We start from the raw sequence: 25,968 nt of genomic DNA on the forward strand, positions 1-25,968 counted from the left end.
CAGGCGCAAAAATGAACATGGTTCTTCCCTTCGGATTCATCACTCTATTTACCGGGGTCACGTCACCCGTCTGGCTGCGCGGTACAAGGCTGTTCGCCCCCGTCACCGTGCTTCTTCCCTACGACCCTTACAGCCAGTCATTGGCCCAGTCTTAACCATTGGAATTAATTCGTATGTCCCAAGAATTTGTTTTGCTGGGTGATAAAACCACCCACGACGGCGAAGTGATCTCGGCGTCTTCCACTATGTTCGTAAATGGCAGGCTCGTGGCTTTAGTCGGTGACGAAGTCAGTTGCCCCCTGCATGGGCGTAACGCGATTACCGAGGGTACCGATCAATGGTCTGAAAACGGTCGGGCGATGGTGGTCAACGGCTGTCACAGCGAGTGCGGTTGCCAGGTGATTTCCAGTGCTTCCGATTGCAGGGTGGATTGAGCCATGGGCTGGGATCGTCAGGCACCCGATAGGGGGGAAGTTCCGGCACCGATTGTGGTGGGCCGTTGGATATTGGCGGCGGTCGTGGCGGTGCTGGCCAGTGTGCTGCTGTTCTTGCTGTACGCCTCTGAGCGCGTGCCGCCGCTGCACGCCGTGAACATCTGGGCGGTGTCCGGCTCACCCTTGCTGATCTGGCTCCTCGCGTTTGGCGCGCGCGCTTACTTCTACGGTAGTGCGCTGAGTCATCAGCAGTTTCTTGAGGAGGAGGCACTGGTTGCGCAACAGGCCTGGCAGGGCTGGGCGCAACGGTATATGGCGGTGTGCGGCAGTTGCGTGCTGCTGCCGGATCAGGTGTCTGCCAGCGCGCTGGCGCAAGGCGCTGTCAGCTTTCCAAACCGTAGCGGGCAAGCAAGGCGCATTACGGCATTGTTGATCCCGCATGTGCGTGCGCTAACGGGGTTGCAGTTGCTGCTTCAGGCGCTGGACGCGACATTGCTGGCTCTGCCTGCGGGTCGGGCGCTGCACGTCACCTTGTTGAGTGATGTCGAGCCCATGCATCACTTGGCGCTGCGCGATGCCTGGAAGCAGAGCTGGGTGGCCGTGATGGGCACGCCCATACCGGAAAAACTCACCGTGACTGATGAACTGCCCTACCAGTGGATTGACGACATATTGAAGACGGCCAGCCCGGCCCTTCAGTTGATCCTGGTGTTGCAGGTACGCGGCGAGGTGGCGTATTCCGATGGATTGGCGGCTTTGCTTTTGTGTCCGGACAGGCTGGCATCTGAGTGGGAGCTGCCTGTGCAGGGAAGGTTGTTGCGACCGATGCCGTTGGACACCACCCAGTTAAAGAACGAACTGACGCTGTTCATGCAAACCCAGCCCATCGCGCGTCAGGCCTCAAGCGTGTTGGCGGACGACGCAGACTGGCATCCATTGACCGGCGATGTCGCGGCTATCAGCGGCCATTGCGGCGCATCACTGACGGCTGGGCAACTATGGATTCAGGAATACCTCTGGGGACGCTCGGGACCTTTCAGCCACTGGCTGGTGGCAGCCCTTGGGATTGAAGTCGCCCGACATCAGCAACGGCCTTTGCTGTTGCTGACTCGGGACGAAACGCGGCATTGGATCAGCACCGTTACCACTGGAGAGTTGGCATGAAGCAGGGAAGCAATTCGTGGCGCCTGATTGGCACGTCGGTATGGGCCGTTGCATTGACCTCGGTGTTAGGTTGGGTGATCTGGAGGTATGGTCAGGAGGTGGGATTACTGGAGCCAGGGCAAAGGATTTCTGTTTTCTTGCTGATCATTCTTATGGCTGCGGTCGGGCTTTTTGCACCACGTCTGTTGATACAGCTCAAGCGACTCAACCATCGTGATCAGGGCCAGGTGGATAAGGTCTATCCTCAACCGGACGCGCCTTTGACGCCATCGCATAAGCCGGCTTTTAAGCTCGATGAGCTTATCTGTTCGCTTCACGTGAAATACGGCTTCTTCTGGCGCCTTAAGGTGCGTTTTTTTATCGTCTTCGGCGAGCCTGAACAGATTACCGCCATCGCCCCCAGCCTGACCCAGGACCACTGGCTGGAAGGACAAAACACCGTCCTGTTGTGGGGCGGCAGCGTGCATACCAAACTGGATGAGTCATTGCTGGCGCAGTGGCGTGCACTGAGCCGCTGGCGCGCCCTGGACGGTGTCGTCTGGGCGCTCAGCAGCGATCAAAGCGCTGACGATGCTGCGATGGCCGCCGGTGTTCGCTACTTGCGGTACCTGTCCGCTGGGCTGCGCTGGCAACTCCCGCTCCATCTTTGGCAGGTCTGCGACAGCCAATGGCCGCAAGCCAAACGTCAGGTCGACGCTGTCGGCTGCCAGCTGCCGCAAAAACTCACCGCCGCCGCCCTCGAAACCCGTCTCGCCGCCCTCATCGAGCCCCTGCGCAACGCGGGCTGGGCCCAGATGAAAATCAACAACGCCCACGACTTCCTCCTGCGTCTGGCCCGCGATCTGGGGGCCGAAGGCATTTCCCGCTGGTGTCAGGCGCTCGCACCGTTATTCGGTCAGTTCGCCCGTGGTGTGCCCCTGCGTGGCTTGTGGTTCAGTCTGCCGGTGGAGCGCATTTCCAAGGATCATTTCTGGCCCATCGACCCGGCCTGGGAAGGCGTTCTGCGGGACAAACCCTCTATCAGCCGCGTCGGCTGGAGCACCCCGCGTATCGGCTACGCCCTGGCCATGAGCCTGGCGCTGGTGTGGGCCGCCGGCCTGCTGCTGTCCTACGCCAGCAACCGGGCCCTGATCAGCCACGTGCAAACCTCGCTGACTGCGTTGCAGCACTCCAGACAAGGCGACGAACAGTTCCGGGCCTTGCACGAGCTGACCCGCGAACTCGGTCGGCTGGACTACCGCGCCGAACACGGTACGCCCTGGCACCAACGTTTTGGCCTGAACCAGAACCAGGCCCTGCTCGACACCCTGTGGCCGCGCTATGTCGACGCCAACCACCGCCTGATGCGCGATCCGGCTGCGGCTAACCTGCAACGCCAACTCATGGCTTTGATCCAGCTTGCGCCGGACAGTCCCGAGCGCGCCAGCGAGGCCCGGGTCGCCTACGGCCAGCTCAAGGCCTACCTGATGCTGGCGCATCCGGAAAAAACCGACGCCGAATTCCTCGCTAAAACCCTCAATGACGCCGAACCGTTGCGTCCCGGCGTCTCCCCCGGCTTGTGGCAAACCCTGTCGCCCGATCTCTGGCAGTTCTACAGCGAGCAACTGTCCGCGCATCCCGAGTGGCGCATCCCGGCCGACCCGCAGCTGATCGCCCAGGCCCGGCAAGTTCTCCTCGGCCAACTCGGCCAGCGCAATGCCGAAGCCAGCCTGTACCAACAGGTGCTCGACGCCTCCATCAATCACTCACCCGCCCTGGAGCTGCGCCAAATGGTCGGTGCCACCGACGCCCAGGCGTTGTTTTCCAGCGATGCCCGCGTACCCGGGGTGTTCACCCGACAAGCCTGGGAGGGCCAGGTGAGCCGGGCCATCGACGACATTGCCGAAGCCCGTCGCGAACAAATCGACTGGGTTCTAAGCGACCAGCTCAGTGATATCGCCAGCGACCTGACGCCGGCCATGCTGAAAAAACGCCTCACCGAGCGCTACTTCGACGACTACGCCAGCGCCTGGCTGGACTTCCTCAACAGCCTGCGCTGGCATCCCTCAGACAGCCTGCCCGATGTCATCGACCAATTGACCCTGATGAGCGACGCCCGCCAATCGCCGTTGATCGCACTGATGAACACCGTGGCCTACCAGGGCCAGGCCGGCACCCGTGGCCAAGGGCTGAAAGACACGTTGGTGAAATCCGCCCAGCAACTGATTGGCCAGGACAAGGTGGAGATGATCGACCCACCACTGCAGACCGGCCCGTTGGAGGCGACGTTTGGCCCGCTGCTCTCCCTGATGAGCCAAGAGAAGAGCCTCAACCTGCACACCTTCCTCACCCAGGTCACCCGTGCCCGTCTGAAGCTGCAACAAATCAGCCACGCACCTGATCCGCAGGGCATGACCCAAGCCTTGGCGCAAAGCGTGTTCCAGGGCAAGAGCATCGACCTGACTGACACCCAATCCTACGGCAGCCTGATCGCCGCCAGCCTCGGCGCCGAGTGGTCAGGTTTGGGTGAAACGCTGTTCGTGCAGCCCCTGGATCACGCTTGGCAGCGCGTGCTGCAACCCTCAGCCGCGAGCCTCAATCGCCAGTGGCAGCGTGCGATTGTCACGCCTTGGCACAGCGCTTTCGCCAGCCGCTACCCGTTTGCCGCCACCGCCAGCGACGCCTCGTTACCGATGCTCGGCCAAATGATCCGCGCCGACTCGGGGCGCATCGAACAGTTTCTCCAGAGCCAACTGGGCGGCGTGTTGCGTAAGGAGGGCAACCGCTGGGTGGCCGACCGGCACAGCCAGGGCCTGCGCTTCAATCCGCAGTTTCTCGCGGCTATCAACCAACTGAGCGACCTTGCCGATGTGCTCTACACCGACGGTGGCATGGGCCTGAGTTTCGAACTCCAGGGCAAGGCTGCCCGAGACATCGTGCAAACCACCTTCATCCTCAACGGCGAACGGCACCACTACTTCAACCAGCAAGAAAGTTGGCAACGCTTCAACTGGCCCGGGCGCAGCGACTATCCGGGAGCGAGCCTGACCTGGACCAGCGTGCACACCGGAGAACGTTTGTTCGGTGACTACCAGGGCACCTGGGGCTTGATTCGCCTGCTGGAAAAAGCCCGGCTTACCGCACTGGACGATGGCGATAGCCGCTACCGCATGGTGCTCAAGGCGCCGGACGGCCTGGATCTGACCTGGCACCTGCGCACAGAACTGGACGCCGGACCGCTGGCGTTGTTGAAATTGCGGGGTTTTACGTTGCCGGCGCAGATTTTTCTTACGGGGGAGCGGAGTGAAGGATGAACCCCGGGGATGTGATCTTCCCGGGTACGTTTGGCCACAGGTCCGCCACCAGGAATAGCCGTTCAGCTTCTTCCCACTCGCCCTCGCTGTTTTCCACCAGGCGCACCAGCAATTGTGCAGGTGCCATGGGGTCCAGTTCGGTCAGCCAGTGTTGCATCCGGGCCGCATCCCAGGCTTCGTCCGCCGCGTAGTGCGCCGGCGCCAGCCATGCGTGGCGGGGCAGCGGTTGCCAACGACCGGCGGGACTCTGCTCGATAAACCTCGACCAATCGCGCTGATGCAGCCAGCGCCCGTTCAGGTGCTGCGGATGTGCGCCCACCGGCGCGTGCGCCAGGCCAGGCCAGGGGTAGAGCAAATACCCGCCCAGCCATAGATGCGCATCAAAGGCCTGGATATCCAGGGCCGCCAGCACTTCCCGGCTCTCCGGCCGGGCGGAGATCGGCAATTGATGCTGGGCCAGATGGGCCAGCTTGCGGTCCAACCGGTCATGGCAGCCGGGGCCGAGCCATTGCGCCGTGTCCTGGCCGTCGCCGTCCTGGGGCCCCAGGTAAAGTTTGATCGCCAGTTCCAAGTGGTGCACGCCATCGCGGTCACGCAGCAGCATGTCCAGTTCGCCCAGGGTATGCCCGGCCTGGCGGATCGGCAGGTTGGCTGCCAGCAATTCCACGCCCGGCGCGTGTTGCACCGCAAACTGCCACAGCCGTTCGTAATACAGGCCCAATCGTCGGGTGCGCGCCTGGCTCAGCCAGTGCAGCAAGGCGCTGCTGTCCTGGTCCAGTTGCCGCAGCCAGTGCTCCAGCCTATGCGGGGCCTGCACCCAGTCGCTGCCGGTCAGCGGGTGACGCTGCGGCCACGGCGTCTGCGCGAGCATCGGCGGGGCGAGCACCACCCACGCGAGGTCGCGCACCTCGGGGTGACGCAGTTGGCGGGGCAGGTGCTGCAGATCAGGGAACAGGGTCATGGTCCGAGCATAGCCTTTTACGGCCGGGAAGGGGGCTGAGAACCGTTGTCGTCTGGGGTTTGCGGCGACAAAGGATTTTGTGTAACGCCGGCTTTCGCCCATAATCGTTCTTTTTTGCAGAACCCGAACCCCGCAGGAGCCCCATGGAGCAATTTCGCAATATCGGCATTATCGGTCGCCTGGGCAGTACCCAGGTGTTGGACACCGTCCGCCGGCTGAAAAAGTTTCTGCTCGAGCGCCACCTGCATGTGATCCTCGAAGACACCATCGCTGAAATCCTCCCGGGCCATGGCCTGCAAACCTCGTCGCGCAAGATGCTCGGCGAAGTCTGCGACATGGTGATCGTGGTGGGCGGCGACGGCAGCCTGCTGGGCGCCGCCCGTGCGCTGGCGCGGCATAACGTGCCGGTGCTGGGGATCAACCGCGGGAGCCTGGGGTTCCTCACCGATATTCGCCCCGACGACCTGGAAGTCGAAGTGGCCAAGGTGCTGGACGGCCACTACCTGGTGGAAAACCGCTTCCTGCTGCAAGCCGAAGTGCGCCGCCACGGCGAAGCCATCGGCCAGGGCGACGCCCTCAACGACGTGGTGCTGCACCCCGGCAAGTCGACCCGGATGATCGAGTTCGAGTTGTACATCGACGGCCAGTTCGTGTGCAGCCAGAAGGCCGACGGCCTGATCGTCGCTACGCCCACCGGTTCGACGGCCTACGCGCTGTCTGCCGGCGGCCCGATCATGCATCCCAAGCTGGATGCCATTGTGATCGTACCGATGTACCCCCATATGTTGTCCAGCAGACCGATTGTGGTCGACGGCAACAGTGAGCTGAAAATCGTGGTGTCCAAAGACATGCAGATCTACCCGCAAGTCTCCTGCGACGGGCAGAACCATTTTACCTGCGCCCCCGGTGACACCATCACCGTGAGCAAAAAGGCACAGAAGTTGCGGTTGATCCACCCGCTGGACCACAACTACTACGAAGTGTGCCGCACCAAGCTGGGCTGGGGCAGCCGCTTGGGGGGTGGAGGCGACTGATGCTCGATCCCGCGCGTAGCTACGACCTGATTGGTGACGTGCACGGTTGCGCTCATACCCTTGAGCACTTGCTTGAGCAACTGGGTTACCACAAGCAGGGCGGCACCTGGCGCCATCCGTCGCGAATGGCCGTGTTCCTCGGCGATATCATCGACCGTGGCCCGCGCATTCGCGAGGCGCTGCATATCGTCCACGACATGACCGAGGCCGGCCAGGCGCTGTGCATCATGGGCAACCATGAGTTCAATGCGTTGGGCTGGAGCACGCCGGCGACTCCGGGCAGCGGCAAGCAGTTTGTGCGCGAACACACGCCACGCCATGCGCGATTGATCCACGAAACCCTGACCCAGTTCGAACAGCATCCGGCGGACTGGCACGATTTCCTCGGCTGGTTCTACGACATGCCGCTGTTTGTCGATGCCGGGCGATTCCGCGTGGTGCACGCCTGCTGGGACAACGGCTTTATCGAACCCCTGCGCGCGCATTTCCCGGACGGCTGCATCGACCAGCACTTCCTGCAAGCCGCCGCCGTGCCCGGCAGTTTTGCCAGCAATGCCTTCGACCGCCTGTTGCGCGGCACCGATATGCGCCTGCCGGACGGCATGACCCTGACCGGTGGCGACGGCCTGACGCGCTCGTTTTTCCGTACAAAATTCTGGGAAGACGACCCCAAGACCTACGGCGACATCGTGTTCCAGCCCGATGCGCTGCCAGAACCGGTGGCCGCCACGCCACTGTCGTCCACTGAAAAGAATTCCCTGCTGCGCTACGGCGTCGATGAGCCGTTGCTGTTCGTCGGCCACTACTGGCGCAGCGGCAAACCGGCGCCGATCCGCCCGAACCTGGCTTGCCTGGACTACAGCGCGGTGCTGTACGGCAAGCTGGTGGCCTACCGGCTGGATCAGGAAACCCGCCTGGACCCACGTAAATTTGTTTGGGTCGATGTCGAGCGCCCTGAGGTTATTTCATGAGTACCGTGGCTGTTTTACGTTTGCCGCTGGCGGTGGACTTGAGTGGTTTCGTCAAGCTGCTGCAACGCATGCAAGTGCCCCATCGCGTCAGCGAAGAGGCCGGGGAGCAGGTGTTGTGGGTACCCGACTCCATCAGTGATGACGTGAAGGTCTTGTACCAGCGTTTCCCGGCCGGCGACCCGGACCAGCAACTGGATATTCCGGTGCAGGAAACGTCGACCAGGCGTCCGGGTTTTGTCCAGCAGTTGCGCCACAGCCCGGTGACCGGACTTATCCTGCTGCTGAGCATCATCGTCGCCGCCGTCACGCTGCTGGGGGACAACCTGCAAGCCATGAGCTGGCTGACTTTCCTGCCGTTCAGCGTGGTGGGCGAGTACATCCGTTTCACCCCGTTGGCCGACAGCCTGGCCTCGGGGCAGTGGTGGCGGTTGGTCACGCCGATGCTGATCCACTTCGGCATCCTGCACCTGGCCATGAACGGCATGTGGTACTGGGAACTGGGGCGGCGCATTGAGCTGCGCCAGGGCAGCATCAACCTGCTGGGCCTGACGCTGTTGTTCAGCCTGGTGTCGAACTACGCTCAATACTATTTTGGCGGCCCCGGCCTGTTTGGCGGGTTGTCCGGCGTGCTGTACGGCTTGCTCGGGCATTGCTGGATCTATCAACTGTTGTCGCCTAATCCGGCGTATCGCCTGCCTCGCGGGGTGTTGGTGATGATGCTGGTGTGGCTGGTGCTGTGCCTGTCGGGCCTGGTCTCGATGATCGGCTTCGGCGAAATCGCCAATGCGGCCCACGTGGGCGGCCTGGTAATCGGGTGTCTGACCGGTTTGCTGGGTGGCTTGTACAGCCGCCGCAAAATGTCTCCTATTTAGTTAAGGAAGAGTCTTATGTCCTCTTTTGTCGAAATGATCGAAAACATCACCCCGGACATCTACGAGAGCCTCAAGCTCGCCGTGGAAATCGGCAAATGGTCCGATGGCCGCAAGCTCACCGCCGAGCAGCGTGAACTGTCGTTGCAGGCGGTCATCGCCTGGGAACTGCAGAACCTGCCGGAAGACCAGCGCACCGGCTACATGGGCCCGCAGGAATGCGCCTCGAAGTCGGCGCCGGTGCCGAACATCCTGTTCAAGTCGGATGCCATCCATTGATTGAGATTGGCCGTGGTGCAGTCAGCAAAATGTCGGCGCAGTTGGGTGAGCCGACCGTTCAATACGCGTTTCGCCTCGGCGATACCGAGGTGCCGGTCAACCCGTTGATCGGCACCACCGTGCGCCTGGAATACCTCGGTGCGATCCATTGCACCCATTGCGGTCGCAAGACCAAGACCAGTTTCAGCCAGGGTTACTGCTACCCGTGCATGACCAAACTGGCCCAGTGCGACCTGTGCATCATGAGCCCCGAGCGCTGCCATTACGACGCCGGCACCTGCCGCGATCCGGCCTGGGGTGAAAAATTCTGCATGACCGACCACGTGGTGTACCTGGCGAACTCGTCGGGGATCAAGGTCGGCATCACCCGCGCCAGCCAGCTGCCAACCCGCTGGCTGGACCAGGGTGCCAGCCAGGCGCTGCCGATCATGCGCGTTGCCACGCGCCAGCAGTCGGGCTTCGTCGAAGACCTGTTCCGCAGCCAGGTGGCCGACAAGACCAACTGGCGCGCGCTGCTCAAGGGCGACGCCCAGGCGGTGGATCTTGCGCAGGTGCGCGACGAACTGTTCGCCAGCTGTGCCGAAGGCTTGCTCGGTTTGCAGGAACGCTTTGGCCTGCAGGCCATCCAACCGGTGAGCGACATCGAACCGATCGAAATCCGCTACCCGATCGAGCAGTATCCGACCAAGATCGTCAGCTTCAACCTGGACAAGAACCCGATTGCCGAAGGCACGCTGATGGGGATCAAGGGCCAATACCTGATCTTCGATACCGGCGTGATCAACATTCGTAAATACACGGCCTACCAGCTCGCCGTGCATCAGTAGAAGGACGACAGACATGCGCACCGAACAGCCGAAGATGATTTACCTGAAGGACTATCAGGCGCCGGACTACCTGATCGACGAGACGCACCTGACCTTCGAGTTGTTCGAGGACCACAGCCTGGTCCACGCGCAACTGGTGATGCGCCGCAACCCCGAGCGTGGCGCCGGCTTGCCGCCATTGGTGCTGGACGGGCAACAGCTTGAGCTGTTGAGCGTGAACCTGGCCGACCAGGAACTGACCGACGCGGACTACCAGTTGAGCGACAGCCACCTGACCGTGCACCCCACCAGCGCGACCTTCACCCTCGACACCACGGTGAAGATCCACCCGGAAACCAACACCGCCCTGGAAGGCCTGTACAAATCCAGCGGCATGTTCTGCACCCAGTGCGAGGCCGAAGGCTTCCGCAAGATCACCTATTACCTCGACCGCCCGGACGTGATGAGCGTGTTCACCACCACGGTGATCGCCGAACAGCACAGCTACCCGGTGCTGCTGTCCAACGGTAACCCGATTGCTTCCGGCCCCGGCGAAGACGGCCGGCACTGGGCGACCTGGGAAGACCCGTTCAAGAAACCGGCGTACCTGTTCGCACTGGTGGCCGGTGATTTGTGGTGTGTGGAAGACACCTTCACCACCCTGACCGAGCGCACCGTGGCGCTGCGTATCTATGTCGAGCCGGAAAACATCGACAAGTGCCAGCACGCCATGAACAGCCTGAAGAAGTCCATGCGCTGGGACGAAGAAGCCTATGGCCGTGAATACGACCTCGACATTTTCATGATCGTGGCGGTCAACGACTTCAACATGGGCGCCATGGAGAACAAGGGCCTCAATATCTTCAACTCCAGCGCCGTGCTGGCCCGCGCCGAAACTGCTACCGACGCTGCGCACCAGCGTGTGGAGGCGATTGTCGCCCACGAATACTTCCACAACTGGTCGGGCAACCGCGTGACCTGCCGCGACTGGTTCCAGCTGTCGCTGAAGGAAGGCTTCACGGTGTTCCGTGACTCGCAATTCTCTGCCGACATGAACTCTGCGACGGTCAAGCGTATCCAGGACGTGGCCTACCTGCGCACTCACCAGTTCGCCGAAGACGCAGGCCCCATGGCTCACGCCGTGCGTCCAGATGGCTTTATCGAAATCTCCAACTTCTACACCCTGACTGTGTACGAAAAGGGCTCGGAAGTCGTCCGCATGATCCAGACCTTGCTCGGCGCCGAAGGCTTCCGCAAGGGCAGCGACCTGTACTTCGAACGCCACGACGGCCAGGCCGTGACCTGCGATGACTTTATCAAGGCCATGGAAGACGCCAACGGTGCCGACCTGACCCAGTTCAAACGCTGGTACAGCCAGGCCGGCACGCCACGCCTGGCGGTGAGCGAGTCCTACGACGCGGCGGCAAAAACCTACAGCCTGACCTTCCGTCAAAGCTGCCCGCAAACCCCGGATAAGGTGGAAAAGCTGCCGTTCGTGATTCCGGTCGAACTGGGCCTGCTGGACGGGAAGGGCGCGGGCATCGCCTTGCGCCTGGCCGGTGAAGCCGCTGCGGGCGCCACGTCCCGGGTGATCTCGGTGACCGAAGCCGAACAGACGTTCACCTTTGTCGATATCGCCGAACATCCGCTGCCTTCGTTGCTGCGTGGCTTCTCGGCGCCGGTGAAGCTGAGCTTCCCGTACAACCGCGACCAACTGATGTTCCTCATGCAGCACGACAGCGATGGGTTCAATCGCTGGGACGCCGGCCAGCAACTGTCGGTGCAAGTGTTGCAGGAGCTGATCGGCCAACATCAGCAAGGCAAGGCGCTGGTGCTGGATCAACGCCTGATCACTGCACTGCGCAGCGTATTGAGCGATGAAAGCCTGGACCAGGCGATGGTTGCCGAGATGCTGTCGCTGCCGAGTGAAGCCTACCTGACCGAAATCAGCGAAGTGGCGGATGTCGACGCCATCCACGCGGCCCGCGAGTTTGCCCGCAAGCAACTGGCCGAGCACCTGTTCGAAGGCCTGTGGTTGCGCTACCAGGCCAATCGCGACCTGTCGAAGAAAACCCCGTACGTGGCCGAGGCGGAACACTTTGCCCGTCGCGCCTTGCAGAACATCGCACTGTCGTACCTGATGCTCAGTGGCAAGCCTGAAGTGCTGGCGGCGACCCTTGAGCAGTTCGATGCCTGCGACAACATGACCGAGCGCCTGACGGCCCTGGCGGTGTTGGTCAACTCGCCGTTCGAAGAAGAGAAGGCCAAGGCCCTGGCGGTGTTCGCCGAGAACTTCAAGGACAACCCGCTGGTCATGGACCAGTGGTTCAGCGTGCAGGCCGGCAGCGGTTTGCCGGGTGCGCTGGAGCGGGTCAAGACGTTGATGCAGCACCCGGCGTTCAATATCAAGAACCCGAACAAGGTGCGAGCGCTGGTCGGCGCGTTTGCCGGGCAGAACCTGATCAACTTCCACGCAGCAGACGGCTCGGGTTATCGCTTCCTGGCGGACCTGGTGATCCAGTTGAACGGCTTCAACCCGCAGATTGCTTCGCGGCAGTTGGCGCCGTTGACCCGCTGGCGCAAATACGACAGCGCGCGGCAGGCGTTGATGAAAGGTGAGCTGGAGCGGATTCGCGCTTCCGGCGAGCTGTCCAGCGATGTGTTTGAAGTGGTGAGCAAGAGCCTCGCGTAACTGAGACCGCCGCTTTTTTAAGGCTGAGCACTCATATGTGGCGAGGGAGCTTGCTCCCGCTGGGCTGCGTAGCGGCCCCAAAATCTTGGGAGCGCTGCGCACTCCAGCGGGAGCAAGCTCCCTCGCCACAAGTGTTTTTAGATAACCGGCGGCCAGCGCAGGTCCTGGGCCTCGTCAGCGGTATAGCGCGGGAAGCGCTCGGCGATCATCTCGTGGGGCACGCCCAGCGGTATCGCGCTTGCAGCGTCCAGGCGGGCCACTTGCTCGGCCGAAAGTTGCACCGTCAGCGCGCCCAGGGTGCCATCCAGTTGTTCGCGGGTACGCGGCCCCAGGATCGGAATCAGCGCGGTGGTAGAACGACGGGCTTTTTCCCGAAGCCAGGCGATGGCGATATGCGTCGGCGTGGCGTTCAGCTCGCCGGCAACCGCCAGCAGGGTGTCGAGCACTGCCGTTTCCCGTGTACTTTTTTCCGCGTGAACCAAAATCCCCAGCTTGCTGGCGCGGGTATCGCCCTGGCTGTTGCGGTACTTGCCGGTCAGAAAACCACCCCCCAGCGGTGACCACAACGTGGCCGCCAAACCCAGTGCTTCGGCCATGGGCAGCAACTCACGGTCGGCGGTGCGTTCGGCCAGGCTGTATTCGGTCTGGATCGCTACCAGCGGCGCAAAGCCGCGTACTTCGGCGAGCAGGTCGGCGCGGGCAATGCGCCAGGCCGGGAAGTTCGACAAGCCGGCGTAGTGGATCTTGCCGGCACGCACCAGGTCATCAAAACCCCGCAGGATCTCTTCCATCGGCGTGACGTTGTCGCTGATATGCGCCCAGAACAGGTCGATGTGGTCGGTGTTCAAGCGCTTCAGGCTTTCCTCGACAGCGCGCACCATGTTCTTGCGATTGTTGCCCAGCTTGATCGTGCCTTCGTCTTGCGGCTGGGTGCGCAGGGTGTATTTGGTGGCGATCACCAGGCGATCGCGCTCCGAGGCGATGAACTCGCCGAGCAGCACTTCCGATTGGCCGAACTGGTAGCCGTTGGCGGTATCAAGGAAATTACCGCCGGCTTCCAGGTAACCGTCGTAAATCCGCTTGGACTCTTCGCGCTCGGCGCCGTGGCCCCAACCTGTGCCGAAATTGGCGGTGCCCAGAGCCAGCTCCGACACCCGCAGGCCGCTACGACGGCCAAAGACTTTATTGCGCATAAGAGAACTCCTGACGCTGTGATTGGTTTAAATGTTTTGTGACATCTATTTAATATGATGTTAGTCATATTTTTCGTCAAGGGGCTTTTTTGTCTTCTGAAGGGAAGGGCGCTGCTCCTGACACTTTCTGACGGAGGCCTCTGCTAAGCTGCGCCACCTTCCTCTTTCGAGCGTGATCACCGTGTCGCGTACCAGTCGTCTGCTGACCTTGTTGCAAGTCCTGCGGGGCAAAAAACGCCCGGTAACGGCCGCCGTACTGGCGGCGGAGCTGGAGATTTCCGAACGCACGCTGTACCGCGACATCGCCGAGCTGACGGCCCTGGGCGCGCCGATTTTCGGCGAGGCGGGTGTGGGTTACGTGCTGCGTGCCGGCCTGTTTCTGCCGCCGCTGATGCTCAATGCCGACGAAACCGAGGCCATTGTGCTGGGCTTGCGGTATGTCGATCAGCGTGGCGATGACGTGCTGAGCCAGGCGGCGGCCAATGCCCTGGCAAAGATCGCCGACGTGCTCGACCCGGCCGCACAGGAAGCATTGCGCAATCCCACGTTGCTGCCGGGCCCCCCAGGCTTCGGCTACCCGGAAAACCGCGTGCCGTTGAATGTGTTCCGCGAGGCCATTCGCGGCCAGGCCAAGCTGCATATCGACTACGCCGACGCCAGCCAGACCCCCAGCCAACGCTTGATCTGGCCCCTGGCCCTGGGCTTTCTGAACGAAGTGCGGGTGATCGTCGCGTGGTGCGAGTTGCGCGGTGCCTATCGCACCTTTCGCACCGACCGGGTGGCCGCCGCGCGCCTGCAAGGTGAGCGTTATCCGGGGCGGCGCAGTGACTGGTTGCGGGGCTGGCGCAAGCTGATGGAACAGAACGAATCCGGGCCGTTTACTCCTGACAAGAACTGACACAGTGCTGCTTTAGCATGGCTCCATAAATCACCAACAAGGAGCTGTCACCATGTCCCAACCCACCCCTGAACTGGCCCCGGCGATCGCCACTTACATTGCCGCTGCGAATACCGGTGACACTTCGCTGGTAGTCAACTGTTTTGCCGAGGATGCCAACGTGTTCGACGAAGGCGAGCACCAGGTCGGTACCGCCGCCATTGCCCGGTGGATGGAAGACACCGGGCGCCGCTATCAGCCCAAAGTGCAGGTGCTCAATGTGCAGCATCGCACGGGCAAGGTGCTGGTCAGCAACCTGGTCACCGGCAGCTTTCCCGGCAGCCCGCTGGAGCTGCGCTATACCTTCCGCCTCAATGAGCAAGGCAAGATTTCCCGATTGGATATTTCCCTGTAGCCGTCATGGCATACTGCCGGGCATGACTTTTGACTCGCCACTCGCCGCCTACCAGCACGCCATCACCGAACAGGGTTTTGTCCCCGACGACGCCCAGCGTCAGGCGGTGCAAGCCCTGCAAGACTGCCATCAGGCCCTGCATCATGGCCATGGCCCCGTCACCGGCGTGTACCTGTGGGGTCCGGTCGGGCGGGGCAAGACCTGGCTGATGGACCAGTTCTACCAGAGCCTGCGGGTGCCTGCGCGGCGCCAGCATTTCCACCACTTCATGGGCTGGGTGCATCAGCGCTCGTTCCAGCTCACCGGCACCCACGACCCCTTGCAGGCCCTGGCCCGTGAGCTGAGTCGGGAGGTGCGGGTGCTGTGTTTTGATGAGTTGTTCGTCAATGACATCGGTGACGCAATCATTCTCGGCCGGCTGTTTCAGGTGATGTTCGAGGAAGGTGTGGTGATGGTCTGTACCTCCAATCAACCTCCGGATCAGCTGTATGCCGATGGTTTCAACCGTGACCGCTTTCTGCCGGGGATCGAGGCCATCAAGCAGCATATGCGGGTAGTGGCGGTTGACGGTGGCGAAGATCATCGCCTGCATCCCGGGACTGCGCTGCAGCGTTACTGGGTTGACCAGCCCGAGGCGTTGGCCGAGGTGTTTCGCCAGTTGAGCGAGGGGCAAGCCGTCAGCCGCGCGCCGGTTGCTGTGGGCTACCGCTCCATCGTGGCGGTGCAGTCCAGCGATACGGTGCTGTGGTGCCGCTATGCCGACCTGTGCGAACAGCCCCTGGCCGCCATGGATTTCATGCTGCTGTGTGATCGTTTCAAGGCCATCCTGCTGGGAGAGGTGCCCAACCTCAGCGCGCAAAAACGTCCAGGGCGCATCGCCCGAGGCACGGAAGACGCCGCCCAGCGCGTGGATGCCGGTGACCGGGAACTGCCGGAGCTGTCGGTGCATGACGACAGTGTCCGGCGCTTCATCGCGCTGGTGGACGAGTGCTACGACCGCAAGGTGCCGTTGTACATCGAGGCCAAGGTGCCATTAGAAAGCCTCTACACCGAGGGTTACCTGGAGTTTCCATTCCGGCGCACCCTGAGCCGCTTGCAGGAGATGCAGCTGGCGCGCTTTGGTGAGCCTGACGCGCTTTCACGCGGGGAAATGTAGTTAATCTCCTTCAGCTAATGCCCGCTCCCCGCTTACAATCGATCCCTTTTATGGGGACCGAGTCCCTGTTGCACCGTTAATGAGGAAGGAAATGGACACCGCAGACATCCTGGTGCTGCAAGCCAGCTACACCAATCCGGTTCATGCCGAGGCCATTGGCCTGGTGCTCAACCATTACGCCGAAGACCCGATGGGCGGCGGCCACAGCCTGCCGGCCGATCGCCTGGAGCAACTGCCGGCCGAGTTGGCCAAGCGTGCCCATGCGTTCAGTGTGCTGGCGTTTGTTGGCGGGACGCCCGCCGGCCTGGTGAACTGCTTCGAAGGGTTTTCCACCTTTGCCTGCCGCCCGCTGGTGAACGTGCACGACGTGGTGGTGATGGATAAATTCCGTGGCTTGGGCCTGAGCCAGAAGATGCTGCAAAAGGTCGAGGAAATCGCTCGTCAGCGTGGCTGCTGCAAAATCACCCTTGAGGTGCTCGAAGGCAATGCGGTGGCACAGTCGGCCTATCGCAAGTTTGGTTTTGACGACGCGGTATTTGATCCGGAGCATGGCCGGATGTTGTTTTGGAGTAAGCCGCTTTAATTAATGTTTAGTTAATCAAAGGCAAAAAAAAGGCGCCAGCAAGTGGCGCCAAGTTGACCTTAGCTATCAGAGCGGAATAGCACAGGGTATTACGGGTAAATCAGCTGTTGGGTGTACTGGTAGTTTGATCGGCTGCTGCGGGCTTGGCAGTCTTGCCGTCAGCCAGCGCGGTTTGCTGCGCCGCGCCGTGGGTTTGTTCCTGAACGAACGTGAAGTTGTTGTAGAACTCCTTCGAGCGCTCTGAACCGCCTTCTGCGAAGGCAGCTACGGAGGTCATGGTCATCAGGCCGGCAAGGATAACAGTCGAAATTTTCATGGCAGTGTCTCATTTAAGTGTGTTGGGTTCCGCGCGTTGTGGTCAGCGGCGGGATGGGGAGACTGTGAGCCAATAGTATTAAGTAAGGGTTAACCTCGGGCTGACCGGAAGTTAACGATTTCGTTAACTTCCAATCTGTTTCGACAATGAACTCAGAGCTTCCAATCCAGTGCAAGGCTGATGGAACGTGGGTCTCCCCAATACACGCCATTATAAAACCCGACGCGTTCGTAATATTTTTTATCAAATAGGTTGTTGATATTAAGTGACGCCGACAAGTGGTCGTCGAACTGGTAGCGGGACATCAGGTTGACCACCGTGTAGGCCTGCTGAGTGATCCGTGTACGTTCCCTGATCAGCGTTCCACTGGTGTCCCGGCCCACCGGGCGATAGGCAAAGTCGTAGAAGTCACTCTGCCAGTTCACTGCGCCGCCCACGGTCAGCGCATGCCACTCGCCGGGCAGGCGGTAGGCCGTGGACACGCGGAGCAGGTTCAGCGGCAGGTTGGTGTTATTGCGCTGCTTGTCGCCGTTCAGGGAGTGGGTGTAGGTGTAGCCGGCGGTCAGGTTCCAGTCAGGTCGCACCTCCCCGGAAACTTCCACCTCGAAGCCCTGCACTTTGTTGCCTTTGCCGCCGGATTTGTAAAACTGCTCACCCGTCTCCTCGTCCGGTTGGGCCGAGCTGTCCAGTTCCGCGACGTTGTCCTGCTTGCTCCAGAAGTACGCGGCTGCCACGTTCACACGTTCCTCCAGCAGGCTGCCCTTGAGGCCCACTTCATAGTTGCTGCCCACCACCGGCTCCAGGTACTTCTTGCTGGCGTCGCGCTCGCTCTGCGGGTTGAAGATATCCGTGTAGCTGGCGTAGACGGTGTACTCCGGCGTCAAGTCGTAGAGCAGGCCCGCGTAGGGTGTCCACATGTCGTTGTGGGTCTGGCTGGATTTTGACGCGCCGAGGTACTGGTCGGTGTCCTTGTCGTAGTTGTACGTGGTGCTTTCAATCTCCCAACTGCCGTAACGGCTGCCCAGTACGGCATGCAGGCGATCGGTCAGGCTCAGGCGGGTGGCCAGGTAGCCGGCCTTCTGGCGGGTGCTGCCTTGTTCGCCCTTGAGGCCGGTATTGGAGTCGGGGAATTTGCCGATTGCGCCCATGTGTTTCCAGTCGTCGATGCTGGTGTAGTCCTTGGGCACCGGGCCGTCGCGCAGGTGTGGCGAAGAATCGCGCTGCTCGGATTCGCCGTAGCCCACCATCAATTCGTGCTCACGACCCAGCAGCGAGTAGGAGCCGGCCAGGTTCAAGTCCACCACGTCCATTTTCGAGGTGCCGAGCATGTGGCTGGTCCAGGCGGTCATGCCGCTGCGGTCGGCATTGGGAAAGCCCGAGCCACCGTAGTAGACCTTGCCGTCGGTGTCGCTTTCGCGGTGGGTGTACGCGGCCTTCAGGTGCCAGTCACCGGCCAGACGGTGGTCGAGGGTGGCGAAGGTGGTTTCGTCTTTCAGTGGCCATGAACTCCAGGTGGCCGCGATGTTGGCGGAGCGGGGCAGCTTGGCTTTGCTGCCGTCGCTGTTCCAGTAGGGCAAGGTGCCCCAGGCCGTGCCCTGCACATGCTTGTTCTGGTAATCGAAGCCCACCGCCAGCACGGTGTCGTCGGTGAGGTCGCCCTCGAGGATGCCGTAGCCGACTTCCCGTTGCAGCGCGTAGTTGTCGCGATAGGACTGGCTGTCCCGGTAGGCGAGCACCGTGCGGCCCCGCAGGCGCCCATCGAAGGCCAGGGGGCCGCCAACGTCCAGGTAGCTGTAGTAATTGTCGTGGGAGGCGCCACTGACGCCCGTCTTGGCCTGCCACTGTGCGGTCGGGCGTTTGCGCACCATGTTGACCGTGGCCGAGGGGTCGCCGGCACCGGTGGTCAGGCCGGTGGCGCCGCGTACCACCTCGACCCGGTCGTAGATGATGGTGTCGGCATCGGACTTCATGCGGCCGAAGGTGTTGAGCATGCCGTCAATCTGGAAATTGGTGATGCCGTAGCCGCGGGAGGAGTAGCCGACACGGTCGGAGTCCAGGTGCTGCACCACCACGCCGGTGGTCTGGCGCATCACTTCGGTGAGGGTGTTGAGGTTGAAGTCGTCCATCTGTTGGCGGGTGATCACCGAGACCGACTGCGGTGTTTCCTTGATGGACAGGTTCAACTTGGTGGCGGTGCTCATTGAGCCTGTGGTGTAGGCACCGGTATGTTCGGTGTTGGCGCCAAGGCCTTCGGCGGTGATGCTGGTGCTGCCCAGCTCCAGCGCTTTGGATTCCTGGTCGGGGTCGTTTTCGGCCAGCAGGTCCGGGCTCAGCACCACGCTGAAGAGGCCCAGGGTCAAGGTCATGGAACGGGTAATAGGCGCGAACATCGCGGCGAACTCCTTGTCGTCTATGAAAAATGCCATTGGCTCAAAGACGAAAGGAGGCGGGGAACTTTAGCGCTAAACGAGAATAATTATTATCTTTCTGCCGCAGCCAGGTCGGGTTTCACCGCATTGCGCGGATGAAACCCGGGCTGTTAAAGCTACTTGAGGACCACGTTGGCGGCGTCGGTCTTTGGCTTGATCAGGCTGAAATCAATCAGCGGCTTTTGCTGGCGTGCATACGGATCGCCAATCAGCAACGGTCGTGGCTTGAAGCTGTCACTGACCAGGCTCTTGCTGTGATCCAGTTCATCGAAGCTCAAGCCCGCCATGTCGGCCCAGGTATGGATCAGCTGCGAGCTGCTGTAGGGCCGTTGCAAGTCACCGGCAAAGCTCCAGTCATGGCTTTCGCGCCACTTGGGCGAGGCATAGGCCATGAATGGAATGGTGTACATCGGCGCCGTCGGCTTGCCTTCGTTGCGGCCCAGGGTGCTGTGGCCGGCCGAGTCGAACACGTCTTCACCGTGGTCCGAGAGGTACAGCAGGAAGCCGTTCGGGTCGGTCTTGGCGTAATCCTTGATCAGGCTCGACACCACGAAATCGTTGTACAGCACGGCGTTGTCGTAGCTGTTGTAGGTCGGCAATTGTGCGTCGCTGATCCCGGCAGGCACGCCCTGGCGATCGGTGAACTTGTCGAAGGTCGGCGGGTACCGGTACTGGTAGCTCATGTGGGTACCCAGCAAGTGCACCACGATGAATTTGCGCTCGGCGGTGTCGGACATCGCCTTGGCAAACGGCTCCAGCACGTCGCCGTCGTACTGGCGCGCGTTCTGGTTGCGGTTGTTGTTCAGGTACACCTGCTCGTCGGCCTGTTCAGAAAAGGTCGTGAGCATGGTGTTGCGCTTGGTCATGGTCTGCTGGTTGGTGATCCAGAAGGTCTTGTAGCCGGCCTGCTTCATCACGCTGACGATGGACGGGGTTTTCAGGTACAGGTCCGGGTTTTCTTCGTCGGCGAAGGTCAGCACCTGTTGCAGCGCTTCGATGGTGTAGGGGCGCGGGGTGATGACGTTGTCGAACACCGCCAGTTGGTCGCGCAGCTTGTCCAGTTCCGGCGTGGTGTTGCGCGGGTAGCCGTACAGGCTCATGCGCTGGCGGTTGGTGGACTCGCCGATCACCAGCACCAGTGTCGAGGGCTGGCCGGCCATGCTGTCCTTGAGGTTGGTCAGGGGCGGGATCTTGCTGGCGCTGGTCAGCATGCCTTGCATGTTGTCCAGTTGTTCGGTGTAGCGCCGGTAGGCGACGATCATCTGCCATGGCACGGCCGGTTCGATGCGGGTTTCGAAGCGGTCGATGGCCAGTTCCATGGTTTCGCTCTTGGCGATCTGCTTGACCAGCGGGTAACCGACGATGGCAATCACGATCGCCGTGGCCGCCAGTATTGCCTGGCCACGGGGCAGGTACACCGGACGCACGCGGGTCCACAGGAAAATGGCCATGGCAGTGTGGGCAATGAACGCCAACACGATCCACCAGGCAAAGTATTGGGTGGCGTACTCGCCCGCTTCAGAAATGTTCGACTCGAACATGATGAAGATGACGCTTTGGGAGAATTCCTGCTGGTAGATGAAGAAATAACCCAGGGCGGCCATGGAGCAGGCCCACAGCACCACGCCAATCAATCCCGCCAGCAGGCGCGCGCGACGCGGGAACAACAGCATCGGTGCCAGCCACAGGGCGCTCATGAAGAATGCCTGGCGGAAACCGCTGAAGCCGGAGGTGCCGGTCAGCTGGATCAGCAGTTGGGTAATGCCCGAGAAATACCAGAAGAACAGGAACATCCAGCCGAGGCCGGCCCAATCAAAACCTTTCGCAGACGTGGTGCTGCGTTTGAACATCGACATCCAGCGCTCCAACCCAATGATTTTTCAGTCGCCGCGCAAGGAAGCACGCAGCAGAAGGCCTGCGCACGTGGCGCGGCCTTAATGGGCGGGAGTATCGGGAGGGGGATGTGAAAACTTCGTGAGTTATTCCTGAACGGTTCGTTCAGCTCACGTTCAGCAAAGAGCGGGCTGGTTGCCGGACGGCTGGTTGAGCTGGCCCTGCAAGTGTGAACGCAGACGCATGACTTCCTGCTGCAGTTGATCGCGTTCGTCTTTCAACTGGCGCAATTCATCACGGCGAATGGTGACGTAGAGGGTCTGTGGCGGACGGGTCATGTGTGCAGTGCTCATTGCTTACCTCGCAAATAGCCGGTGTATCGCGGTGCCAGAGCGCTCGATTCAAGGCTCTCGGCAGCAGTCGGGGCAATTCTGAATTCTTTTTTTAACGAAGGGAACTTTTTTATTTTTGATGGTCGTTGTGACTTTTATCCCACTGAAGGCTAAAGGATGGCCACTTTTTGTCATGAAACTATGCCAATCCGCTCTGGACTAACCCTCATTAGCCTCATTGCGCTATAAACTGTGACACACATTTATTCGTAGTAAGGAGCATCAGCACATGCAACTGGGGATTATTGGACTAGGCCGCATGGGTGGCAACATTGCGCGGCGCCTGATGCTCAATGGGCATACCACCGTGGTTTACGACCGCAATGAAGCATTCGTGAAAGGTTTGGCAGGCGAGGGCGCCACGGGCGTTGCCGATCTGGCTGGCCTGGTGGCCGGGCTGCAAAAGCCCCGGGCAATCTGGGTGATGCTGCCGGCAGGCGACCCGACCGAGAACACCATTGAAGAACTGAGCCAACTGCTGGAAGACGGTGACGTGATCATCGACGGCGGCAACACCTTCTATAAGGATGACATCCGCCGGGCCAAGGCCCTGTCGGAAAAAGGCCTGCACTATGTCGACGTCGGCACCTCGGGCGGCGTCTGGGGCCTGGAACGCGGCTACTGCATGATGATCGGCGGCGACGTCGAGACCGTTAAGCTCCTGGATCCGATCTTCGAAAGCCTGGCCCCGGGCCTGGGGAACATCCCGCGCACCAAGGACCGTTCTGCCACAGCGGACAGCCGTGCCGAGCGTGGTTATATCCACGCGGGCCCAGCCGGTTCCGGGCACTTCGTGAAGATGATCCACAACGGTATCGAGTACGGAATGATGCAGGCCTTCGCTGAAGGTTTCGACATCCTCAAAACCAAGAACTCGGAAAACCTGCCGGAAGATCAGCGTTTCGACCTGAATGTTGCCGACATCGCCGAGGTGTGGCGCCGTGGCAGCGTGGTCTCGTCCTGGCTGCTGGACCTGACCGCCGATGCACTGGCCACCGATCCGAAGCTCGACGGTTATTCCGGTTCTGTCGCCGACAGTGGCGAAGGCCGCTGGACCATCGAAGCCGCCATGGAGCAATCGGTGCCGGTACCGGTGCTGTCGAACTCGTTGTTCGCGCGCTTCCGCTCGCGTCAGCAGAGCACCTACGGTGACAAAATGCTTTCTGCCATGCGCTTCGGCTTTGGCGGCCATGTGGAGACACCCAAAAAATGACCGCCAACGGCAAGAAACCCAAGGCCGAACCCGCTCCGCCCACCACACTGTTTCTGTTTGGTGCCCATGGTGATTTGGTCAAGCGCCTGCTGATGCCGGCGCTGTACAACCTCAGTCGCGACGGGCTGCTGGGCGATGGCTTGCGCATCGTGGGGGTTGATCACAACGCCATCAGCGACGCCGACTTCGCCAAGAAGCTCGAGGACTTCATTCGCACTGAGGCCGCCAGCAAGGTCAAGGGCAATGCCGAGAACGCCCTGGATCCTGTGCTGTGGGACCAGTTGGCCAAAGGCATCAGCTACGTCGAGGGAGACTTCCTCGACGACGGCACCTACGCCGATATCGGCAAGAAGATTTCCGACAGCGGCACCGGCAACGCGGTGTTCTACCTCGCGACCGCGCCGCGCTTCTTCGCCGAAGTGGTGCAGCGCCTCGGCGCTGCCGGCTTGCTGGAAGAAACCCCGGAGGCGTTCCGCCGGGTGGTGATCGAGAAGCCGTTCGGCTCCGACCTCGCCACCGCCGAAGCGCTGAACGCCTGCCTGCTCAAGGTGATGAGCGAGAAGCAGATCTATCGCATCGACCATTACCTGGGCAAGGAAACCGTCCAGAACATCCTCATCAGCCGTTTTTCCAACGTGCTGTTCGAGGCGTTCTGGAACAACCACTACATCGACCACGTGCAGATCACCGCTGCCGAAACCGTTGGCGTGGAAACCCGTGGCAGTTTCTTCGAGCACACCGGCACTTTGCGGGACATGGTTCCCAATCACCTGTTCCAGTTGCTGGCGATGATCGCCATGGAACCGCCGGCCGCCTTTGGCGCCGATGCGGTGCGGGGCGAAAAGGCCAAGGTGATCGGGGCCATACGGCCCTGGTCGCTGGAAGACGCACGGGCCAACTCGGTTCGCGGCCAGTACACCGCCGGTGAAGTCAACGGCAAGCAATTGCCGGGCTACCGCGAAGAGGCCAACGTTGCGCCCGACAGCAGCACCGAAACCTTCGTCGCCCTCAAGGTGCTGATCGACAACTGGCGCTGGGTGGGCGTGCCGTTCTACCTGCGCACCGGCAAGCGCATGAGCATCCGCGACACCGAGATCATCATCTGCTTCAAGCCGGCGCCTTACGCGCAGTTCCGCGATACCGAGGTCGATGAGCTCAAGCCCACGTACCTGAAGATCCAGATCCAGCCCAATGAAGGCATGTGGTTCGACCTGCTGGCGAAAAAGCCCGGGCCGACCCTGGACATGGCCAATGTGGAGCTGGGGTTTGCCTACAAGGACTTCTTCGAGATGCAGCCGTCGACGGGTTACGAAACCCTGATCTACGACTGCATGACCGGCGACCAGACCTTGTTCCAGCGCGCCGACAACATCGAAAACGGCTGGCGTGCGGTGCAGCCGTTCCTCGATGCGTGGAAGCAGGACGACGGTATCCAGGCGTACAAGGCGGGTGAAGACGGCCCGGCGGCGGCTGACGCGCTGCTGGCCCGGGATGGCCGAACGTGGCACAGCCTCGGATGAGTGACTTGCCGAGTCAACCCATCCGGTTTGTCCTGAGTGATATGGATGGCACGTTGCTGCATCCGGATCACAGCCTCAGTCAACGCACCATCGAGACGGTTCGCGCCTTGCGCGCGGCCGGGGTGTTTTTCAGCCTGGCCAGCGGGCGCCCGCCCAAGGCCATGCGTCAGCAGGTCGAAGCACTGGGCATTGATGTGCCCATTGCCGGCTTTAATGGCGGCACGCTGGTCAATCCCGACGGCAGTATCCTGGTGGCGCATCACTTGCCGGCGGAAGCCGCGCTGGTGGCATTGGCCTTGTTTACGCCGCAGCCCGAGGTGGAAGTCTGGTTGTTTGCCGACGGCGATTGGCTGCGTCGCGATCCTGGCGGGCCGATGGCGGTTCGCGAGGAGCACGGCCTGGGCTATGGGGCCATCGTGGTGGAGAGCTTCGAGCCGTATCTGGATCGGGTCGACAAGATTGTTGCCGCCAGTACCAATACCCAACTGCTGATCGAGCTTGAGGCGCAGTTGCAGCCCAGGGTCGAGGGATTAGCCCAGGTGTCGCGTTCACAGCCGGTGTTCCTGGATGTGACCGCCATGAAGGCCAACAAGGGCGAAGCCTTGAGAACCCTTGCGGCGCACCTCGGTGTGCCACTGGAACAGACGGCAGCTATCGGTGATGGCGGCAACGATCCGGCGATGTTTCACGTGGCCGGGTTGTCGATTGCCATGGGGCAGGCTGAAGAGGTGGTCAAGCGTCAGGCCAGCGTCGTTACCGGCAGTAATGTCGATGATGGCGCGGCGGAAGCCATTGAGCGGTTTATTCTCTCGGCCTATTAATTGGCAAGCAGCGTAATAAGTAGCCAGCTATGCAAAGTTGCAACTTGCATGGCTGGCTACTCACTCGTGTTAATAGCAGTCAATATACTGTGCGGTCTGGCGGCGTACTTTCCAGAGCCGCCGAGCGCCAGTTTCAGTTACTTGGGCATCGCCCAGGATTGCAACTGATAGCCATCTTTGTCGAGTTCGGCGCGGGCTTGCAACAGCAAGTTCTCTAGCTGTGCCGGGTCCGAATAAGTGCTCGAAGACAGCTGTTTGCGTCCGATACGAGTATTGGTGCGGTCGATGACGCTCAGGCTCAGGGCGCCGTTGCCGTCGTGCCAGGCCACACATTGAAAGGGCTGGAAGGCACGGTCTGCGATCAAAAGAGCTTCGTTGATGCGGAGCGGGGCGTTCATGGGGTCTTCTCTCTAAATGCCCATTCAAGTGAAGTCGTTGGTTGGGCGTGCCTGACGACTGGTTACTTGTACTGATGCACGATCACCGGGTACGGGTCACATGTTAGAAGAAGATTTTTTAACTTTCCCTGATTAAAGTCATGTAAGGGGCTATTTTGAAAGCTTCTTGAAAGTTACGCCGCGGCAATTGACCGCAGGGTCGTGACCGAAAAGCGCGGTTTACCTGTGACTTATAGCGAATCGGTACAAAGGCTGCGTCAAGATCTTGCTAGGGTTACCAGCAGACTTTCCAAATAGCTGTTTTTAAATAACTTTAACG

At 61.1% G+C, this 25,968-nt stretch carries 23 protein-coding genes; 16 read left to right on the top strand and 7 right to left on the bottom strand.

All coding sequences use genetic code 11. From position 1 onward, the window contains the following. The first annotated feature begins 173 nt into the window (after positions 1–173). From V3W39_RS26500 to V3W39_RS26510, 3 genes are read left to right on the top strand one after another with little or no spacing between them, the layout of a single operon-like run. Complete coding sequence (locus V3W39_RS26500; protein WP_177047689.1) at positions 174–434, top strand: PAAR domain-containing protein; 261 nt, start codon at positions 174–176, stop codon at positions 432–434. Positions 435–437: 3 nt separating this feature from the next. Next, positions 438–1,598 carry a hypothetical protein gene (locus V3W39_RS26505; protein ID WP_330213671.1) on the top strand — a complete coding sequence of 387 codons (1,161 nt, stop codon included), beginning with the start codon at positions 438–440 and terminating at the stop codon, positions 1,596–1,598. Next, positions 1,595–4,891, top strand: coding sequence for an ImcF-related family protein (locus V3W39_RS26510; RefSeq protein ID WP_330213672.1), 3,297 nt, complete (start codon positions 1,595–1,597; stop codon positions 4,889–4,891). The genes V3W39_RS26505 and V3W39_RS26510 overlap by 4 nt, the downstream gene beginning before the upstream one ends. On the opposite strand, the gene V3W39_RS26515 is transcribed toward V3W39_RS26510, so the two are convergent. Continuing rightward, positions 4,866–5,852: a DUF1853 family protein gene (locus V3W39_RS26515; protein ID WP_330213673.1), complete on the bottom strand. Its 987-nt coding sequence runs from the start codon at positions 5,850–5,852 to the stop codon at positions 4,866–4,868. The two genes, V3W39_RS26510 and V3W39_RS26515, sit on opposite strands and share 26 nt — an antisense overlap. A 143-nt stretch (positions 5,853–5,995) precedes the next feature. Here V3W39_RS26515 and V3W39_RS26520 point away from each other — a divergent pair, with 143 nt between their 5' ends. From V3W39_RS26520 to pepN, 6 genes are read left to right on the top strand one after another with little or no spacing between them, the layout of a single operon-like run. Next, positions 5,996–6,886, top strand: coding sequence for an NAD(+) kinase (locus V3W39_RS26520; RefSeq protein ID WP_010210870.1), 891 nt, complete (start codon positions 5,996–5,998; stop codon positions 6,884–6,886). Then, positions 6,883–7,857 (top strand): metallophosphoesterase, encoded by a 975-nt coding sequence (locus V3W39_RS26525; RefSeq protein ID WP_177047834.1) that lies wholly within the window; start codon positions 6,883–6,885, stop codon positions 7,855–7,857. Before V3W39_RS26520 ends, V3W39_RS26525 begins: the two co-directional genes overlap by 4 nt. After that, positions 7,854–8,729: a rhomboid family intramembrane serine protease gene (locus V3W39_RS26530; protein ID WP_177079583.1), complete on the top strand. Its 876-nt coding sequence runs from the start codon at positions 7,854–7,856 to the stop codon at positions 8,727–8,729. Before V3W39_RS26525 ends, V3W39_RS26530 begins: the two co-directional genes overlap by 4 nt. A gap of 15 nt (positions 8,730–8,744) precedes the next feature. Continuing rightward, positions 8,745–9,005 carry a YeaC family protein gene (locus V3W39_RS26535; protein ID WP_003217900.1) on the top strand — a complete coding sequence of 87 codons (261 nt, stop codon included), beginning with the start codon at positions 8,745–8,747 and terminating at the stop codon, positions 9,003–9,005. After that, a complete protein-coding gene (locus tag V3W39_RS26540; protein ID WP_330213674.1) occupies positions 9,002–9,832 on the top strand; it encodes a DUF2797 domain-containing protein in 831 nt (276 codons plus the stop codon). The genes V3W39_RS26535 and V3W39_RS26540 overlap by 4 nt, the downstream gene beginning before the upstream one ends. Before the next feature lie 13 nt (positions 9,833–9,845). Then, the gene (gene pepN, locus V3W39_RS26545; protein WP_330213675.1) at positions 9,846–12,503 is read left to right on the top strand and encodes an aminopeptidase N; all 2,658 of its coding nucleotides are present in this window, start codon (positions 9,846–9,848) and stop codon (positions 12,501–12,503) included. A 137-nt stretch (positions 12,504–12,640) separates the two neighbouring features. On the opposite strand, the gene V3W39_RS26550 is transcribed toward pepN, so the two are convergent. Then, positions 12,641–13,696, bottom strand: a complete 1,056-nt coding sequence (locus V3W39_RS26550) for an aldo/keto reductase (RefSeq protein WP_177047705.1) — start codon at positions 13,694–13,696, stop codon at positions 12,641–12,643. A 181-nt stretch (positions 13,697–13,877) separates the two neighbouring features. Between V3W39_RS26550 and V3W39_RS26555 the strand changes: the two genes are divergently transcribed. From V3W39_RS26555 to V3W39_RS26570, 4 genes are all read left to right on the top strand, one after another. Further along, complete coding sequence (locus tag V3W39_RS26555) at positions 13,878–14,594, top strand: helix-turn-helix transcriptional regulator (RefSeq protein ID WP_177047707.1); 717 nt, start codon at positions 13,878–13,880, stop codon at positions 14,592–14,594. A 52-nt stretch (positions 14,595–14,646) separates the two neighbouring features. Continuing rightward, positions 14,647–14,988, top strand: a complete 342-nt coding sequence (locus V3W39_RS26560; protein ID WP_177047709.1) for a nuclear transport factor 2 family protein — start codon at positions 14,647–14,649, stop codon at positions 14,986–14,988. A gap of 22 nt (positions 14,989–15,010) precedes the next feature. After that, positions 15,011–16,144 (top strand): cell division protein ZapE, encoded by a 1,134-nt coding sequence (zapE, locus tag V3W39_RS26565; RefSeq protein WP_177079587.1) that lies wholly within the window; start codon positions 15,011–15,013, stop codon positions 16,142–16,144. A 91-nt stretch (positions 16,145–16,235) separates the two neighbouring features. Then, complete coding sequence (locus V3W39_RS26570) at positions 16,236–16,727, top strand: GNAT family N-acetyltransferase (protein WP_177047713.1); 492 nt, start codon at positions 16,236–16,238, stop codon at positions 16,725–16,727. A 100-nt stretch (positions 16,728–16,827) separates the two neighbouring features. Here V3W39_RS26570 and V3W39_RS26575 read toward each other — a convergent pair whose 3' ends face one another. The 4 genes from V3W39_RS26575 to V3W39_RS26590 all read right to left on the bottom strand — a co-directional run bounded on the left by V3W39_RS26575 (position 16,828) and on the right by V3W39_RS26590 (position 21,658). Beyond that, entirely contained in the window at positions 16,828–17,043 is a 216-nt protein-coding gene (locus V3W39_RS26575; RefSeq protein WP_177047715.1) for a hypothetical protein, read from the bottom strand. A gap of 152 nt (positions 17,044–17,195) precedes the next feature. Next, a complete protein-coding gene (locus V3W39_RS26580) occupies positions 17,196–19,433 on the bottom strand; it encodes a TonB-dependent siderophore receptor (RefSeq protein ID WP_177079590.1) in 2,238 nt (745 codons plus the stop codon). Between the two features lie 155 nt (positions 19,434–19,588). Then, positions 19,589–21,328 (bottom strand): phosphoethanolamine transferase CptA, encoded by a 1,740-nt coding sequence (locus V3W39_RS26585; protein ID WP_177047719.1) that lies wholly within the window; start codon positions 21,326–21,328, stop codon positions 19,589–19,591. A 153-nt stretch (positions 21,329–21,481) separates the two neighbouring features. Next, positions 21,482–21,658, bottom strand: a complete 177-nt coding sequence (locus tag V3W39_RS26590) for a DUF6026 family protein (protein ID WP_256348195.1) — start codon at positions 21,656–21,658, stop codon at positions 21,482–21,484. Between the two features lie 244 nt (positions 21,659–21,902). On the opposite strand from V3W39_RS26590, the gene gnd reads away from it, so the two are divergent. Genes gnd through V3W39_RS26605 form a run of 3 tightly spaced genes read left to right on the top strand, consistent with a single transcriptional unit; the run spans position 21,903 to position 25,251 of the window. Beyond that, entirely contained in the window at positions 21,903–22,910 is a 1,008-nt protein-coding gene (gene gnd, locus V3W39_RS26595; protein WP_294734059.1) for a phosphogluconate dehydrogenase (NAD(+)-dependent, decarboxylating), read from the top strand. Next, on the top strand, positions 22,907–24,430 hold the full coding sequence (gene zwf / locus V3W39_RS26600) for a glucose-6-phosphate dehydrogenase (protein WP_177079593.1): 1,524 nt from the start codon (positions 22,907–22,909) through the stop codon (positions 24,428–24,430). The genes gnd and zwf overlap by 4 nt, the downstream gene beginning before the upstream one ends. Continuing rightward, positions 24,427–25,251, top strand: a complete 825-nt coding sequence (locus V3W39_RS26605; RefSeq protein ID WP_330213676.1) for an HAD family hydrolase — start codon at positions 24,427–24,429, stop codon at positions 25,249–25,251. Before zwf ends, V3W39_RS26605 begins: the two co-directional genes overlap by 4 nt. 137 nt (positions 25,252–25,388) lie before the next feature. On the opposite strand, the gene V3W39_RS26610 is transcribed toward V3W39_RS26605, so the two are convergent. Then, positions 25,389–25,649, bottom strand: a complete 261-nt coding sequence (locus tag V3W39_RS26610) for a hypothetical protein (RefSeq protein ID WP_177047729.1) — start codon at positions 25,647–25,649, stop codon at positions 25,389–25,391. Positions 25,650–25,968 lie beyond the last annotated feature (319 nt).

The organism is Pseudomonas sp. Z18(2022), assembly GCF_036346535.1.
In the GTDB taxonomy this organism is placed as follows: Bacteria; Pseudomonadota; Gammaproteobacteria; order Pseudomonadales; family Pseudomonadaceae; genus Aquipseudomonas; species Aquipseudomonas yamanorum_A.

What these genes read in the sequence shown, in the direction of transcription:
- V3W39_RS26500 (WP_177047689.1), top strand. Translation starts at nt 174, where the DNA reads ATGTCCCAAGAATTTGTTTTGCTGGGTGATAAAACCACCCACGACGGC.
- V3W39_RS26505 (WP_330213671.1), top strand. Translation starts at nt 438, where the DNA reads ATGGGCTGGGATCGTCAGGCACCCGATAGGGGGGAAGTTCCGGCACCG.
- V3W39_RS26510 (WP_330213672.1), top strand. Translation starts at nt 1,595, where the DNA reads ATGAAGCAGGGAAGCAATTCGTGGCGCCTGATTGGCACGTCGGTATGG.
- V3W39_RS26515 (WP_330213673.1), bottom strand. Translation starts at nt 5,852, where the DNA reads ATGACCCTGTTCCCTGATCTGCAGCACCTGCCCCGCCAACTGCGTCAC.
- V3W39_RS26520 (WP_010210870.1), top strand. Translation starts at nt 5,996, where the DNA reads ATGGAGCAATTTCGCAATATCGGCATTATCGGTCGCCTGGGCAGTACC.
- V3W39_RS26530 (WP_177079583.1), top strand. Translation starts at nt 7,854, where the DNA reads ATGAGTACCGTGGCTGTTTTACGTTTGCCGCTGGCGGTGGACTTGAGT.
- V3W39_RS26535 (WP_003217900.1), top strand. Translation starts at nt 8,745, where the DNA reads ATGTCCTCTTTTGTCGAAATGATCGAAAACATCACCCCGGACATCTAC.
- pepN (WP_330213675.1), top strand. Translation starts at nt 9,846, where the DNA reads ATGCGCACCGAACAGCCGAAGATGATTTACCTGAAGGACTATCAGGCG.
- V3W39_RS26550 (WP_177047705.1), bottom strand. Translation starts at nt 13,696, where the DNA reads ATGCGCAATAAAGTCTTTGGCCGTCGTAGCGGCCTGCGGGTGTCGGAG.
- V3W39_RS26560 (WP_177047709.1), top strand. Translation starts at nt 14,647, where the DNA reads ATGTCCCAACCCACCCCTGAACTGGCCCCGGCGATCGCCACTTACATT.
- zapE (WP_177079587.1), top strand. Translation starts at nt 15,011, where the DNA reads ATGACTTTTGACTCGCCACTCGCCGCCTACCAGCACGCCATCACCGAA.
- V3W39_RS26570 (WP_177047713.1), top strand. Translation starts at nt 16,236, where the DNA reads ATGGACACCGCAGACATCCTGGTGCTGCAAGCCAGCTACACCAATCCG.
- V3W39_RS26575 (WP_177047715.1), bottom strand. Translation starts at nt 17,043, where the DNA reads ATGAAAATTTCGACTGTTATCCTTGCCGGCCTGATGACCATGACCTCC.
- V3W39_RS26580 (WP_177079590.1), bottom strand. Translation starts at nt 19,433, where the DNA reads ATGTTCGCGCCTATTACCCGTTCCATGACCTTGACCCTGGGCCTCTTC.
- V3W39_RS26585 (WP_177047719.1), bottom strand. Translation starts at nt 21,328, where the DNA reads ATGTCGATGTTCAAACGCAGCACCACGTCTGCGAAAGGTTTTGATTGG.
- V3W39_RS26590 (WP_256348195.1), bottom strand. Translation starts at nt 21,658, where the DNA reads ATGAGCACTGCACACATGACCCGTCCGCCACAGACCCTCTACGTCACC.
- zwf (WP_177079593.1), top strand. Translation starts at nt 22,907, where the DNA reads ATGACCGCCAACGGCAAGAAACCCAAGGCCGAACCCGCTCCGCCCACC.
- V3W39_RS26605 (WP_330213676.1), top strand. Translation starts at nt 24,427, where the DNA reads ATGAGTGACTTGCCGAGTCAACCCATCCGGTTTGTCCTGAGTGATATG.
- V3W39_RS26610 (WP_177047729.1), bottom strand. Translation starts at nt 25,649, where the DNA reads ATGAACGCCCCGCTCCGCATCAACGAAGCTCTTTTGATCGCAGACCGT.